Origin of the sequence: Acinetobacter entericus, assembly GCF_026168575.1 — a bacterium.
Classification (GTDB): domain Bacteria; phylum Pseudomonadota; class Gammaproteobacteria; order Pseudomonadales; family Moraxellaceae; genus Acinetobacter; species Acinetobacter bouvetii.
The window spans coordinates 1-13755 of sequence record NZ_JAPEQW010000042.1; the positions used below are offsets into that span (position 1 = coordinate 1).

The 13755-nt window shown below is 43.7% G+C and carries 18 protein-coding genes and 1 pseudogene; 10 read left to right on the forward strand and 9 right to left on the reverse strand.

Annotated features, from left to right (window positions below; all coding sequences use genetic code 11):
- Window positions 1–250: 250 nt before the first annotated feature.
- Both sodB and OKC24_RS17860 read right to left on the reverse strand, forming a co-directional pair.
- Window positions 251–877 (reverse strand): superoxide dismutase SodB, encoded by a 627-nt coding sequence (gene sodB, locus OKC24_RS17855; RefSeq protein ID WP_067766299.1) that lies wholly within the window; start codon window positions 875–877, stop codon window positions 251–253.
- A gap of 157 nt (window positions 878–1034) precedes the next feature.
- Window positions 1035–1793 (reverse strand): Nif3-like dinuclear metal center hexameric protein, encoded by a 759-nt coding sequence (locus OKC24_RS17860; RefSeq protein WP_130147168.1) that lies wholly within the window; start codon window positions 1791–1793, stop codon window positions 1035–1037.
- A gap of 170 nt (window positions 1794–1963) precedes the next feature.
- Here OKC24_RS17860 and OKC24_RS17865 point away from each other — a divergent pair, with 170 nt between their 5' ends.
- The 9 genes from OKC24_RS17865 (at window position 1964) to OKC24_RS17905 (ending at window position 9974) form a co-directional block, all read left to right on the forward strand.
- A complete protein-coding gene (locus OKC24_RS17865; protein WP_130147170.1) occupies window positions 1964–3148 on the forward strand; it encodes a S1C family serine protease in 1185 nt (394 codons plus the stop codon).
- Window positions 3149–3282: 134 nt separating this feature from the next.
- Window positions 3283–3543 (forward strand): hypothetical protein, encoded by a 261-nt coding sequence (locus OKC24_RS17870; RefSeq protein WP_130147172.1) that lies wholly within the window; start codon window positions 3283–3285, stop codon window positions 3541–3543.
- A 97-nt stretch (window positions 3544–3640) separates the two neighbouring features.
- Window positions 3641–4438, forward strand: coding sequence for a pyrimidine utilization protein D (gene rutD, locus OKC24_RS17875; RefSeq protein ID WP_130147174.1), 798 nt, complete (start codon window positions 3641–3643; stop codon window positions 4436–4438).
- A 337-nt stretch (window positions 4439–4775) separates the two neighbouring features.
- Window positions 4776–5891: a pyrimidine utilization protein A gene (rutA, locus tag OKC24_RS17880; RefSeq protein WP_130147176.1), complete on the forward strand. Its 1116-nt coding sequence runs from the start codon at window positions 4776–4778 to the stop codon at window positions 5889–5891.
- Window positions 5888–6643 (forward strand): pyrimidine utilization protein B, encoded by a 756-nt coding sequence (rutB, locus tag OKC24_RS17885; RefSeq protein WP_130147178.1) that lies wholly within the window; start codon window positions 5888–5890, stop codon window positions 6641–6643. Before rutA ends, rutB begins: the two co-directional genes overlap by 4 nt.
- Window positions 6644–6701: 58 nt before the next feature.
- Window positions 6702–7082: a pyrimidine utilization protein C gene (gene rutC, locus OKC24_RS17890; protein ID WP_130147180.1), complete on the forward strand. Its 381-nt coding sequence runs from the start codon at window positions 6702–6704 to the stop codon at window positions 7080–7082.
- 90 nt (window positions 7083–7172) lie between these two features.
- The gene (gene rutF / locus OKC24_RS17895; protein WP_228257619.1) at window positions 7173–7706 is read left to right on the forward strand and encodes an NADH-dependent FMN reductase RutF; all 534 of its coding nucleotides are present in this window, start codon (window positions 7173–7175) and stop codon (window positions 7704–7706) included.
- A 33-nt stretch (window positions 7707–7739) separates the two neighbouring features.
- Window positions 7740–9092 (forward strand): pyrimidine utilization transport protein G, encoded by a 1353-nt coding sequence (gene rutG, locus OKC24_RS17900; protein WP_130147184.1) that lies wholly within the window; start codon window positions 7740–7742, stop codon window positions 9090–9092.
- A gap of 9 nt (window positions 9093–9101) precedes the next feature.
- Window positions 9102–9974, forward strand: a complete 873-nt coding sequence (locus OKC24_RS17905) for an NAD(P)-dependent oxidoreductase (RefSeq protein ID WP_130147186.1) — start codon at window positions 9102–9104, stop codon at window positions 9972–9974.
- 59 nt (window positions 9975–10033) lie between these two features.
- Here OKC24_RS17905 and OKC24_RS17910 read toward each other — a convergent pair.
- Window positions 10034–10315 (reverse strand): annotated as a pseudogene (locus OKC24_RS17910) (carboxymuconolactone decarboxylase family protein); the annotation flags it as partial.
- Between the two features lie 188 nt (window positions 10316–10503).
- On the opposite strand from OKC24_RS17910, the gene OKC24_RS17915 reads away from it, so the two are divergent.
- Window positions 10504–11643: a tyrosine-type recombinase/integrase gene (locus OKC24_RS17915; RefSeq protein ID WP_265466091.1), complete on the forward strand. Its 1140-nt coding sequence runs from the start codon at window positions 10504–10506 to the stop codon at window positions 11641–11643.
- On the opposite strand, the gene OKC24_RS17920 is transcribed toward OKC24_RS17915, so the two are convergent.
- The 6 genes from OKC24_RS17920 to OKC24_RS17945 are packed head-to-tail and all read right to left on the reverse strand — an operon-like array spanning window position 11627 to window position 13339.
- Window positions 11627–11905 carry a pyocin activator PrtN family protein gene (locus tag OKC24_RS17920; protein WP_438800952.1) on the reverse strand — a complete coding sequence of 93 codons (279 nt, stop codon included), beginning with the start codon at window positions 11903–11905 and terminating at the stop codon, window positions 11627–11629. The two genes, OKC24_RS17915 and OKC24_RS17920, sit on opposite strands and share 17 nt — an antisense overlap.
- A complete protein-coding gene (locus OKC24_RS17925) occupies window positions 11902–12105 on the reverse strand; it encodes a hypothetical protein (RefSeq protein WP_265466092.1) in 204 nt (67 codons plus the stop codon). Before OKC24_RS17925 ends, OKC24_RS17920 begins: the two co-directional genes overlap by 4 nt.
- Window positions 12098–12292: a hypothetical protein gene (locus OKC24_RS17930; RefSeq protein WP_265466093.1), complete on the reverse strand. Its 195-nt coding sequence runs from the start codon at window positions 12290–12292 to the stop codon at window positions 12098–12100. The genes OKC24_RS17925 and OKC24_RS17930 overlap by 8 nt, the downstream gene beginning before the upstream one ends.
- Window positions 12289–12846, reverse strand: coding sequence for a hypothetical protein (locus tag OKC24_RS17935; RefSeq protein WP_265466094.1), 558 nt, complete (start codon window positions 12844–12846; stop codon window positions 12289–12291). Before OKC24_RS17935 ends, OKC24_RS17930 begins: the two co-directional genes overlap by 4 nt.
- Window positions 12777–13034, reverse strand: a complete 258-nt coding sequence (locus OKC24_RS17940) for a hypothetical protein (RefSeq protein ID WP_265466095.1) — start codon at window positions 13032–13034, stop codon at window positions 12777–12779. The genes OKC24_RS17935 and OKC24_RS17940 overlap by 70 nt, the downstream gene beginning before the upstream one ends.
- Window positions 13031–13339: a hypothetical protein gene (locus OKC24_RS17945; RefSeq protein ID WP_265466096.1), complete on the reverse strand. Its 309-nt coding sequence runs from the start codon at window positions 13337–13339 to the stop codon at window positions 13031–13033. Before OKC24_RS17945 ends, OKC24_RS17940 begins: the two co-directional genes overlap by 4 nt.
- Window positions 13340–13755: the final 416 nt, after the last annotated feature.

A 13755-nucleotide genomic window follows, 5' to 3' on the forward strand; every position in this document is an offset into this window, starting at 1 on the left:
TATTAACCAAAAAGAAGATCGTTTTTTGATTTATGAAAGAGATCTGTTATATAAAATTTATTAATTAATTTCAATATTTTATTTTTATCATGAAAACCCAGAACCTGCGGATCTGGAATTTTTAATAGGTTTATCATGTTCCATTGTCAATAAATAGACAATGTTTCACAATTTTTTTTAGTTTTACTTAACCCATAAAAAATCACCCTAAACGGGTGATTTTTTGCAAAAAAAAAAATTAAAGCTAATCTTATTTTTCAACGCCAGCAGCTTGACCTGCATATTTAGCGTTTGCGTAATCCCAGTTTACTAGGCTTTCAAGGAAAGTGGAGATGTACTTAGGACGTGCATTACGGAAATCGATGTAGTAAGCGTGTTCCCAAACGTCGATTGTCAACACAGCAACTTTACCGTGAGCAAGCGGAGTGTCAGCATTTGAAGTTTTAAGGATAGACAAGTTGCCATTTACTTCGTCAGCAACTAACCAAGCCCAGCCTGAACCGAACTGAGTCGTTGCAGCAGCAGCAAATTCTTCAGCGAATTTTTCGTAAGAACCGAAAGCTTCGTCGATTTTAGCAGCTAAAGCGCCAGTTGCTTTACCGCCGCCGTTTTTAGCCATACAGTTCCAGTAGAACGTGTGGTTCCAAACTTGCGCAGCATTGTTGAATACGCCTGCTTTAGAAGCATCGCCAGCAACTGCTGTGATGATTTCTTCTAAAGTTTTACCTTCAAGGTCAGTACCTTTGATTAGGTTGTTCAGGTTAACCACATAAGTGTTGTGGTGTTTGTCGTGGTGGTATTCTAAAGTTTCTTTGCTGATGTGCGGAGCAAGATCTTCGTAACCGTAAGGTAGCGCTGGTAAAGTAATCGTTGTCATGTTTTCAATTCCTTGCATTTTGCTGGGTTTTGACATTAAGTGCCCTTATTGTAATAGATTCTTAGACAGAATTGCGCATTGCTTATAAATAAGAATACAGAATAAAGCCCGAATTTATACGTATAAAGAAAAATGCCAAAAGCAGGCTTCAACTAAATTAAATCGGATTGTTTAATTCGAAATAACTATACTCAATATTGAACTGTTCTGAAATAGCTTTTGCCAGGCGCTGTACGCCATAGCGTTCTGTAGCATGATGGCCGCAAGCGTAATAATGCACATTCAATTCTTTGGCTTCGTAGAAAGTCCGCTCACTGACTTCCCCAGAAATATAGGCATCGCAATTCTGCTCAGCCGCTTTGCCAATAAAGTCCTGTGCGCCGCCAGTGCAATACCCGATTTTCTGCACGGATGCCTTATCTGCCGGCAAATGAATAGCATCAAAATGCAATTGCTCTGATATAAAAGCTTTGAATTCCTGCGGTGACATCGGCTGTTTTAAAAAGCCGATGTTGCCAATAGGGTTGTGTTCACTTGGATCTAAAGCTTCAATACGCTCTAATTGCAGTAAATCTGCAATAGCTGCATTGTTGCCCAAAGTGGGGTGGCTGTCTAAAGGCAAATGGTAGCCAACAAGTGAAATGTCATTTTGAATTAAAGTTTTGATGCGTTTGCCGCGCATGCCAGTAATGGGATAGGCTTCGCCTTTCCAAAAATAGCCATGATGCACCAGCAGCAGGTCAGCGCCTTGCGCAATGGACGCGTCAATTGCCCCCTGTGATGCCGTGACGGCGCAGAGGATTTTGTTGACTTCAGACTTTCCTTCGATCTGCAGGCCGTTTGGCGCATAGTCTTTAAATTCGTGGGACTTTAATGTCTGATTGCACCACTGAATAATGTCGTTTAATTGAGCCATCAGCCTTCTGCCATTTCCAAATCAATTTCTATTATTTAAACATGCATTTAATTGTAACTAAAGCAGCACAAAACTCCGTGTTTTTTTTAAAGCCTGTATGAAAAATTACATTACAATATGACTTAAATAACTGAACCATCAACAATTAAAAATTTTTAGAGGATATAAACGTGCGCCGGAGCTTTACATGGTTACCCTGGGTGCTGCTGATTATCGTAATTTTGGGCTTTTTGGGCTGGCAGCAGCTGCAGAAGCCTAAAGCGCCTGTAACGCCTGATGGGGTGAAATTACCTGCAGAAAAAATTGAACCTTTAGTCAATACATCCCGTACAGGCGGCGTAGTCTCTTACAATGCAGCAGTTAAAGTCGCAGCGCCTGCTGTGGTCAATATTTTTACAACACAGAAAGTCAAACAATTAGATCATCCTTTATTAAATGATCCAGCATTCCGTGAATTTTTCGGCAATCAAATTCCGGATCAGCTTAAACAAGAACCGAATGAAAACAGCTTGGGTTCTGGGGTGATTGTTCGATCTGATGGCTATATTCTAACCAACAACCATGTGGTTGCTCAGGCTGACCAAATTATTGTGGCTTTAAATGATGGGCGCCGCGCCGAGGCAAAGGTTGTAGGAACAGATCCTGATACTGATATTGCGGTGATTAAAATTGAAATGGATCAGCTTCCAGTGCTGCCTTTCAAACTGAGCGGCAATGAAGTTGGAGATGTAGTCCTGGCTATTGGCAACCCGTTTGGAGTTGGGCAAACTGTAACGCAGGGCATTATTTCTGCTACAGGCCGTTCAGATTTAGGCATCAATACCTATGAAGACTTTATTCAGACCGATGCGGCGATTAATCCGGGCAATTCAGGCGGTGCATTAATTGATGTCGCAGGAAATCTGATTGGTGTGAATACTGCAATCTTCTCGCAATCTGGCGGTTCGCTGGGGATTGGTTTTGCAATTCCTGCAAAAATTTGCCAGCAGGTGCTCAATGCTATTTTGAAAGATGGCCGTGTAGTCCGAGGTTACTTGGGCATTAGCCTCCTTCCGATTGAGCAGGAAGATGTTTTTGCGCCTAAAGAACAGGGGGTTATTGTTGCGCATGTGCAGCCTAACGGGCCTTCGGCTAAAGCAGGCTTAAAACGCGGTGATAAAATTCTTAAAGTGAATAATGAAGTCATTACTTCAGCATCTCATTTGATCAATTATGTAGCGCTGCAGCCGCCTAACAGCGTCGTGCAGATTTCAATTGAACGCGATAAAAAGCCTATGAATATTAATGTCACGATTGCAGAGCGGAAAGTGCAAGAGAAAAATTCGGAATCGCAATATATTCCGCTGCCCCGCTAAATTCGGTTAAAAGAATCCCTCTTCATGAGGGATTTTTTTATTGTTCTATTAAAATGTTCGGTTGCAAAATAGCTATAGAATTTTGCGAAAACTGTTTTATTTTAATTGAGTATTTAAAAATAATGAGTATAAAAATGACAAGTTTTATTACTGCAGCTGTTGCTAAAACGCTGTCTGAAAATGCCAATTTAAATATCGAACTGTATAGAATCCGTTTAGCGCAAATGATTGAAAGCAATGCCCAGCAGGGCAATACCGCGGTGTTCACTGTACTGCCCAAGCATTTGCCTTTGGAAGAGATCCGCAGCCTTTCTGCAGAGCTGACTGAACTGGGCTATCAAGTGCGTTTTGAGGTTAATGAATTTTTTTACAGCGTCAATGTTTATTGGATTTAAAATGTTCCAGCATGCTTGATGATCGGCAGGCCTTTGAGTTGAAACGGCACATTTTTTGCTGAATGGTAAAATACTATCTAGCAGCGAAGACCATTACATGCACTATCAAATTCACCCTTGTACTGACAATGCACGAGCTGAGCACGTTATTCTTTCATCAGGCCTCGGCGGCCATGGCGCATTTTGGAAACCGCAATTAGAGGCATTGCAGCAGCATTTTCATGTCTTGACTTATGATCATGAAGGATGCCATTCAGACGCGGAAACATTGCCTGCCGATTACAGCATGCGGCATATGGCGCAGCAGGCGCTAGGTATCTTCAAAGATGCGGACATTCAGCAGTTTCATTTTATTGGCCATGCTTTGGGCGGGCATATTGGTATGGAGCTGGCAAGGCTTATTGCTGAGAGCAGGGAGAATCTCCAGATGAAAAGCCTAAGCTGTATCAATGCGTGGAATCAATTAGATCCGCATACGCAAAAATGTTTTCAAGCGCGCATCAGCTTGCTGGAAAACAGCGGCGCAGAGGCCTATGTGCGCGCGCAGGCGCTTTTTCTTTATCCGCCGCAATGGATTTCAGAACATCAAGAAAGTCTGGAACAAGCCGAAAATGCACAGCTCACGAACTTTCCGCCTGCGCATAATGTGCTGATGCGTCTGCAGGCACTGCAGCAGTTTAGTGTGAATGAACAGCATGCTGAGGCTTTAACAAATACTCAGATACAATTGATTGCCAATCAGGATGACTTTCTAGTGCCTGTCAAAAAATCGGCAGATTTGCAGAAAAGCTTAGGGCAGGGAGTGCTAGAAATATTTGCCTCTGGGGCGCATGCGTCGACGCATACCGAAACAGCACAGATCAATCAAGTACTGCTGAATTTTTTGCTGAGCTAAGCATTACGCTTAAATATAGGAGTAACCAAAAGCCCGATAATCATATTGGGCTTTTTCCTTTTGGTACAGAACGCTTGCTGATGTTTCGATGAAATTTTTAAATGTGATGAGCAATGTCTTGGTTCATAAAGTGCACCTTTTTAAAACATTGCACACTAAAAATGCGCATGTTTGAATAGGGTATTTTTTACTAAAAAGTAAAAACTAAAAATATTAAATATTTGAAAAATAATAATAAATAATAATTGGCACAGCAATTGCTAAATATTAATTATGGTAAATGGTTTTTAAATTTAAGAGTATTTTTTTACTCATTGGTAAAATATAGGTAGTGAATATGAAAATTGGTATCTTTTGTCCAATTGGCAACAACGGCTGGCTGCTTTCGGAAAATGCGCCGCAATATAAACCTAGTTTTGAGATGAACAAACAGATTGTGCAGCGCGCTGAACATTATGGTTTTGACTTTGCTTTATCGATGATTAAGCTTCGCGGTTTTGGCGGTAAAACTGAATTCTGGGAGCACAATCTAGAAACATTTACCCTGATGGCCGGTCTGGCTGCTGTGACCAGCAAGATTCAAATTTATGCAACCGCGGCGACTTTGGTGATGCCGCCTGCAATCGTTGCGCGCATGGCATCAACCATTGATTCAATTTCGAATGGCCGCTTTGGCTTGAATGTGGTGACTGGCTGGCAAGCGCCTGAATATACGCAAATGGGGATGTGGCCGGGTGATGAATACTTTGGCAAACGCTATGAATACCTGTCTGAATATGTACAAGTACTTCGCGATTTATGGTCGACAGGAAAATCAGACTTTAAAGGCGAACATTTCCAAATGGAAGATTGCCGTGTCAGCCCGATCCCGCAAGCAGATATGAAAATTATTTGTGCAGGCCAATCCGATACAGGCTTGGCGTTCTCTGCGCAATATGCAGATTACAACTTCGTTTTTGGTAAAGGCTTGAATACGCCTACAGCTTTTGCTGACATCAACGACCGCTTAAAAGCGCATACAGACAAAACCGGCCGCAACGTTGAAACCTTTGTGCTGTTTATGGTGATTGCAGCAGAAACAGATGAAGAAGCATTTGCGAAATGGCAAAGCTATAACGATGGCGCAGATATGGAAGCGATTAACTGGCTGAAAAATCAAGGCGGCAAAGATACTTCTTCAGGCAGTGATACCAATATCCGTCAAATGGCATCCAGTGTTTCTCCAGTCAATATCAACATGGGCACATTGGTCGGTTCATTTGAAAATGTGGCAAGCATGCTGGATGAATTGGACAGCATTGAAGGCACAGGCGGCATTTTACTGACCTTTGATGACTTTATTCAAGGTGTGGAAGATTTTGGTCAAAAAATTCAGCCACTAATGAAAAGCCGTCAAGGCATTGTGATTGAAGAAGGTGAAGCAGCCTTAACGATTTTGGAGAAATCAGCATGAGACAATTCACTGCCGAAACAGTCGTCTGCAGCGGGTTCACCGAAAAAGCAGGTACAGGAAAAATATTGCCTGCATTACCTGAAGCCCTGAAACTGGCGCCAGAGCAGACAGCCTTAATTGTCATTGATATGCAAAATGCCTATACCTCAATGGGCGGCTATTTAGATTTGGCGGGTTTTGATGTTTCGAAAACTAAACCAGTGGTTGAAAACATTAAAAAAGCCGTAGCGGCAGCGCATGAAGCGGGCATTCAAGTCATCTACTTTAAAAATGGCTGGGATGATCAGTACCGTGAAGCCGGCGGGGTAGATTCTCCAAACTTCCATAAATCCAATGCCTTGAAAACCATGCGCAAGAAGCCAGAACTGCAAGGCACTTTATTGGCAAAAGGGCATTGGGATTTTGAACTGATTGATGAGCTGCAGCCTTTAGAACAGGACCTAGTGATTGAAAAGCCACGCTATAGCGGTTTCTTCAACACGGCTTTGGACAGCATGCTGCGCTGCCGCGGCATCCGCAATTTAGTCTTTGTCGGCATTGCCACCAATGTCTGTGTGGAATCGACTTTACGTGACGGTTTCTTCCTCGAATATTTTGGCGTAGCGCTGGATGACGCCTGCTATCAGGCGGGCCCTGTAGAAGCGCATGAGGCGAGCTTATTCAACATTAAAACTTTCTTTGGCTGGGTATCTGACACCAAACACTTTGTTGAGACGTTTAAGCCGCAAGTCCAGCTTGAAAAATCAGCTTAAACCGATATGCGCATAGACCTTTTTAACCCTAAAGATTTTTAAAAATTTGGAGAATGCCATGCCTAAAGAAATTATTGTCCCAGCTGGAACAGGCATACCGCTTGCGCCATTTGTACCAGCCACGAAAGCAGACAATATTGTGTATGTGTCAGGCACTTTAGCTTTTGATGAAAATAACAATGTGGTGCATGTGGGTGACTGCGCAGCGCAAGCCCGCCACATTTTGGAAACCATCAAAAAGATTTTAGAAACCGCCGGCGGCACCATGGCTGATGTCACCTTTAACCATATTTTCCTGACAGATTGGGCAAATTATGCGGCCTTCAATGAGGTTTATGCAGAGTATTTCCCTGGAGATAAGCCTGCGCGCTATTGCGTACAAACGGGTTTAGTGAAACCGGATGCGCTTGTCGAAATTGCTTCGGTTGCACATGTTTAACTATAACTTTTAAAGCAGGCTGAACTGCTGCGGGGCAGGTTTCAGTTTGGGAGAATTGTCATGAACAGCAAATTAATGACTGCGGAAGTGATGAACAGTGCAGCGCAGATGCACAAGCCGATGATGAATGCCGGCTGTGAAGTTGATCAGCAGCTGTTCCGTCAAGGCATGTCAAATTTAGGCGCGGCGGTCAATGTCATTACGACTCAGGGCGCAGCAGGACAGGCTGGATTCACTGCTTCTGCTGTATGCAGTGTAACGGATACGCCGCCAACATTATTGGTCTGTTTAAACCGTTCGGCGTCTGTATTTGAAACATTCAAGGCCAATAAAGTACTGTGTGTAAACACCTTAAATGCGCAGCAAAGCCATCTGTCCAATTTATTTGGCGGCAAAACCCCAATGCAGGAACGTTTTTCGCATGGCGTTTGGAATTCTCTAGTCACGCAAGCGCCTGTGCTGGAGGGTGCTTTAGTGTCTTTTGACTGCGAAGTTGTGCAAAGCATGTCTGTCGGCAGCCATGATGTATTGATTTGTGAAGTGAAAGCGGTGCAAAGCCAAGACGGTCAAAATGCCTTAATGTATTTCAACCGCAGCTACTGTGAACCAAAACCAATGAACTGAGATTTGGACCCATCTGAAGGAGGGGGAACCCTAATGAATGAAAAAGAAACGTGGTTTCCGAAATTTAAGCCTTATCAAGGCAACTTAGATACAACGCCAGTCCAAACTGACGAGTACCTTCCCCCAGCAAAAAGCATCGTCTTGGGGCTGCAGCATGCATTTGCCATGTTTGGCGCGACAGTGCTGGCACCTTTATTGATGGGATTTGATCCGAACCTGACCATTTTTATTACTGGGATTGGCACGATTCTATTTTTCCTCATGACTGGCGGGCGCATGCCGAGCTATCTGGGCTCGAGTTTTGCATTTATTGGCGCAGTGGCAGCAGCGACGGGTTACAGCGGCGCAGGCTCCAATCCGAATATCGCTTTGGCATTAGGCGGAACCATTGCCTGCGGCCTGATTTATGCGGGTATCGGTTTAGTGGTGATGAAAACAGGAACGGCATGGATTGAAAAACTCATGCCGCCGATTGTGACTGGCGCTATTGTCATGATTATTGGTCTGAATTTGGCGCCTGTGACTATTAAAAGCGTTTCTGCCAGTTCTTTTGATACATGGATGGCAGTCGTGACCATTTTGTGTATCAGCGCGGTTGCGGTATTTACCCGCGGCATGGTGCGGCGTTTATTGCTGCTGATTGGCCTGATGACAGCTTATTTTGCGTATTTTTTATTGACCAATGTTTTGGGCTTTGGCAAGCCGATTGATTTCAGTGTGATTGGCAACGCAGCTTGGTTTGGCCTGCCAACTTTCCACGCGCCCGTGTTTGATGCTAATGCCATGCTGCTGATTGCGCCTGTTGCTTTGATTTTAGTTGCAGAAAACTTAGGCCACTTTAAAGCCGTATCGGCCATGACTGGAAAAAATCTGGACCCGTATATGGGGCGCGCTTTTTTAGCTGATGGCCTCTGCACAACCATGTCTGCATCCGTAGGCGGAACAGGCATGACGACCTATGCTGAAAATATTGGCGTAATGGCAGTGACCAAAGTCTATTCAACGACAATTTTTGTGATTGCCGGTGTATTTGCTGTTCTTCTGGGGTTATCGCCTAAATTTGGCGCTGTCATCAGCACCATTCCAGTGGCGCTGTTGGGCGGCGCTTCGATTGTCGTATTTGGCTTAATTACGATAGCTGGTGCAAAAATCTGGATTGACCATAAAGTCGATTTTACCAAGAACAGCACTTTATTAATTGCGGCTGTCAGCCTGATTATGGGTGCAGGAAACCTGAGTTTGCATATTGGCAGTTTTGATTTAGGCGGAATTGGCACAGCGACATTGGCCGCGATCTTCTTAAATCTCTTTTTAAACCGCGGTGAAGAAAAAGCGCAAGCCGTAAATGATGAATCCTCTGCTGCATCCTCTGCAGTTCAACACTAGGAGATTATTTTGAGTCAACGTGCAGCATTTATTGGACTCGGGGCAATGGGGTGGCATATGGCTTCCCATTTGCCAAAAACTGGTTTAGACGTTCTGGTTTGGAACCGCAATTTTGACAAGGCTGTGCTGCATGCAGAGAGTTTTGGCACGCAGGCTGCTGCGATTGAAGATGCAGTGCAGGCTGATTTTATTTTCTCCTGCTTGCCCACCAGCGCAGATGTTGAGCAGTTAATCGCAGCACATCCCCCTAAAGCGGGAAGTATCTGGATTGACTGCACCAGCGGCGTGCCAGAGTCGGCGCAGCGTCTAAGCCAGCAATTGAAAGCATTCGGTTCTATTTACTTGGATGCGCCCGTTTCAGGGCAAACCATCGGCGCAGAGCGGGGAACTTTAACGGTGATGATTGGCGGAGATGCAACTGCTTTTGAACAAGCCAAACCCGTGATTGATGCCTTTTCCGGCTTGATCGAGCATGTAGGGGAAAGCGGTGCAGGCTTTGCAGTGAAAGCTGTAAATAACACATTGATGGCGGCGCATTTATGGGCGCTGGCAGAAGGTCTGACGTTGCTGAAGTCTAAACAGGTTGATTTAGCTTCAGCACTGAACTGCATTAACCATTCCAGCGGCAAAAGCAGCATGTCGGAAAATATTATGGCGCAGCGTGTGCTGAACCGCCGTTTTGATAAAACCTTTGCTTTAGATTTGCTGCAAAAGGATATCGGCATTGCCGTGAGCCTGATCGCAGAAGAAAATTTACAGCTGCCCGCCATGCATCTGGTGCAGCAGCAGTTCGGGCTGATTGAAAAGCCGCACGCACAGCAATTGGACTTTTCAGCGGCCGTGCAAAGTTTAGAGCAGATCAATCAAATTGAACTGTCTTAAACGTAATGGAATAAAAAAACCGCAGAATTCTGCGGTTTTTTTGATACTTTTGGCGGTATTTATTCAGACTTTTGATAGTCATTGATGACTTCTAAGGCGGCTCGGAATGCTTCCTGTGTTGCCGGCGCGCCGCAGTACGGCAAACTGTGCAGCAAGACTTCCTGAATTTCTTCAACTGTTGCGCCGTTATTTAAAGCGCCGCGGACATGGCCCTTAAGCTCGGTTGGGCTTTTTTGCGCGGTTAAAAATGCAATGGTAATCAGTGAACGGTATTTGCGCGGCAGTACGCCTTCACGCTGCCAAGTCGAGCCCCAAGCATGTTCATTAATCCAGTCCTGCATCACATCAATGTAAATGCTAAATATCTTTTAACTATCAATATCTTACCTATTTTATTATAAATTACAGCACTTTAATTTAATAAGTCACTTGTCGATTAACAGCGATTAATAAAGATTAACAAGTATTAAAGCATATCGAATTACGCCATAATTTACGCCATCTGCAAAATATATTAAATGGCGTAAAAATGGGAACAATCACACAGCGCAAAAGCGTCAGCGGTGTCATTCGTTATCGTGCTGAAATACGCATTAAACGCTCTGGCTTGCCTGAATACAAGGAAAGTAAAACCTTTGGCACCATGCGCACCGCATCAAACTGGCTCAATAAGCGTGAGCAAGAGATAGCAGACAATCCTGATATTTTGCTCGGTATCAATAATAAGTCAATGACGATTGCTGCTGCTATTGCAAAATACAAAGAAGAAGTCGGTGATGAATTTGGTCGCACTAAAAACAGGTCGCTTGATTTAATTGCGAAGCTGCCTATTGCTAGAGTGTGTTTAGAGCAAATCAATGCTACCCATGTTTCTGAGCATGTGGCTTTACGAAAGAAAGGTTATAGCAAGTTAGGTCTTGATCCAGTTTTACCATCAACGATCTTGAACGAGCTTCAAAATATTAAATCCATCTTGACTCATGCATCCGTAATGTGGCGCATCAATGTCAATTTGAATGAATTTAATAATGCCTGCCTGCAACTCAGAAAGACACGTCAGATCAAGAAGTCAGACAAGCGGGATCGGCTGCTATCAAATACCGAATTAAAAAACCTATTGCTGCATTATCTTGACAAGTGGAATCGCGGACGCACAGCATACCCGATGCACCTAATAGTCTTATTCGCTATTTTCTCATGCAGACGACAAGCAGAGATAACCAGGATTCGATTAAGTGATTATGATGAAGAGCATCAATCATGGATGGTTCGAGATTTAAAAAACCCCAATGGCTCAAAAGGAAATCACAAGCATTTTAATGTTCTTTCAGACTGCCAAAAAATCATTGAGCTTTTAATGCGGGATGACACAAGGGCAAGAATGCTAAGAATGGGTGGTGATAGTGATTTACTTGTACCATTGTCTGCTGTTGCTATAGCGTCTGAATTTAACCAGTCTTGCCATATCTTAGGCATGAGCGACTTTAGGTTTCATGATTTAAGGCATGAGGGAGCAACACGACTTGCTGAAAGCGGTTTAACTATTCCGCAAATACAGCAAGTCACATTGCACGACACTTGGAGCAGTCTTGAGCGATATGTGTCGGTGAAGAAAAGGGCAAACATTTTACAATTGGATGACCTGCTACAGATCATTGGTGAAATGTAGCAAAGTCTTTTGATGCGCTTTGATGCTCTTTGTCTAGCGCATCTGCCAAATCCTGCAAGTTCACGAAATATGGCGCTGTACGGCTTTTTTGATCCAGTTTGAACACTGGAAAGGGAAACTTGTTTTCAGTCGCCATTTGGTGCACGGTTGCTTTTTTTAGGGATGGATAGTATTCATCCGCAATATCAAGCAACTTCACCACAACAGAGCGATGCTTTAAAAACAAGTAGTCATAAGTTGAAAACTGCAATGCTCCCATCATGACACCTCCTTCAAACTACGCTTCACAGCAGCTGGCAACCTATCTGCCGCAGCCAATTTTTCATTTATAAGCGTGTATAACAATGTGACAAGTTCAGCCGGCAATGTTGTCGTGTAAAACATTCCGGATACATGCCGCGGCGCCAGGTCTTCGCGGAATTCTTCTAAAAGTTCGATTTCAGCAGGGGATAGGTTATTCATTTGTTTGCTCCAAACAATAGATAATCGCCAATTCAAGTGATGGCAATAATTCCTCAACTTCTCCACCATCTTCATGGTCTTCATCCATTTGACCAACTGCAAAACACTGAGAATCACCATGAAGCCAGACGTGTTTGCCATTAATAAAAATGTAATCATCATCAAAAGTTACAGTTGATTTAATCATGGCCTTGCTCCTGTGCTTCGATCAATTCTTTCAATTTCAGCAATTAATAGGGCTGCAGCTCTAACCAAATCTCTTCTTGGATTCTTAGGCTTCCAAAAATCTAAATCCCAAGGCCACAAATCTGGAACTTCTTCCTCCTGATAAACATCAGGGCCAAAGTTAGAATCAAAAACCCAGCCTCTGCGAACAACATTTTCCGCATAACAAACAGCAGCTCTTAAAAGCTCATTTTGCTTGTACTCGTCATCATTTTCAGTAGAGTAGAATTCTTGATTAATTTGACGTTGGCGTTCCTCCATAACATCTTTAAATGCAAACCCTTCAGGCACCGCTTGGGCTTTGGCTTGCCATGCAACCCATTGAGCATTCGCATAGCCAACAGAGTATGAGTTATCCTCTTCAACATAATCGCAAGATATTTGGCGGCCGTTATGGAATGATTCCCACCAATTTTCAAAAGCTTGTTTTTCTTTCTGAATATCCATCACGCCACCTTCAACATAATTGCCTGAGCCTGAAGGCGCAGAACGAATTCCTTGCCATTCTTCAGCCATAATTTAAGGAACAGCTCAAAACGCTTTTGCGCTGCTTCATTCATGTTCCCAAGCCGGTCTATTTTTAGTCCTGGCTTATTTGCCTTAGTGAAGATTGCTTCACCAAGGATTTTATTGATTACGCATTGATAGCCATCGCTTGCCACAAACATCGTGAAAGCAGGAATAAGCTGTTTAGGGCAAATCATTGAGCCACCTCACTGCCTTGATTCTCCAATTCAAATCGGCGGCGTTTCACACAACCCATGAGCTTTGGCTGAATATCCACATGTCGAGAGGACACTTCAATTTCCAAGCAATCCAATTCAGTCAAATCTTTGGCATTCTGAATTTGCACCATCAACGACGGCGGCTCTTTAATTTGAGTACTTTCAGGCGGATTGAGTTCATTCAAGCGTTTATGAATGGCATCAAGCAGGGGCTTGCGCTGTTCTTCTGTCCACATCCGCGTATAACCAACAAGCGCATTTGCTTCAGCCGGCGTTTTGGCCATGGCCGCGCGATTCAGCAAATCCTCGAGCAGGGCCTCATGAACAAGATCCNTCTTCTGTCCACATCCGCGTATAACCAACAAGCGCATTTGCTTCAGCCGGCGTTTTGGCCATGGCCGCGCGATTCAGCAAATCCTCGAGCAGGGCCTCATGAACAAGATCCCTTTTGGGAGCATCTTCAGCTTTAAATTCAGTCAAGCTTTCTTCAACTGTATCAACTGGGCCTTGTGCAACAATTTCAATTTCCGACTGACTTGCGAATGTCTTTTTCACAACATCATTTGATGTGGAATTTTGGTTGCTTACTGGATCAACCCACGGCAAATCATCAATTTCAGCTTTAGGTTGAGCCACAGATCCACGGCTAACAGCTATCAATGCATTGGCATGAGTAATGGCATTCTCTTCATACAAGTGA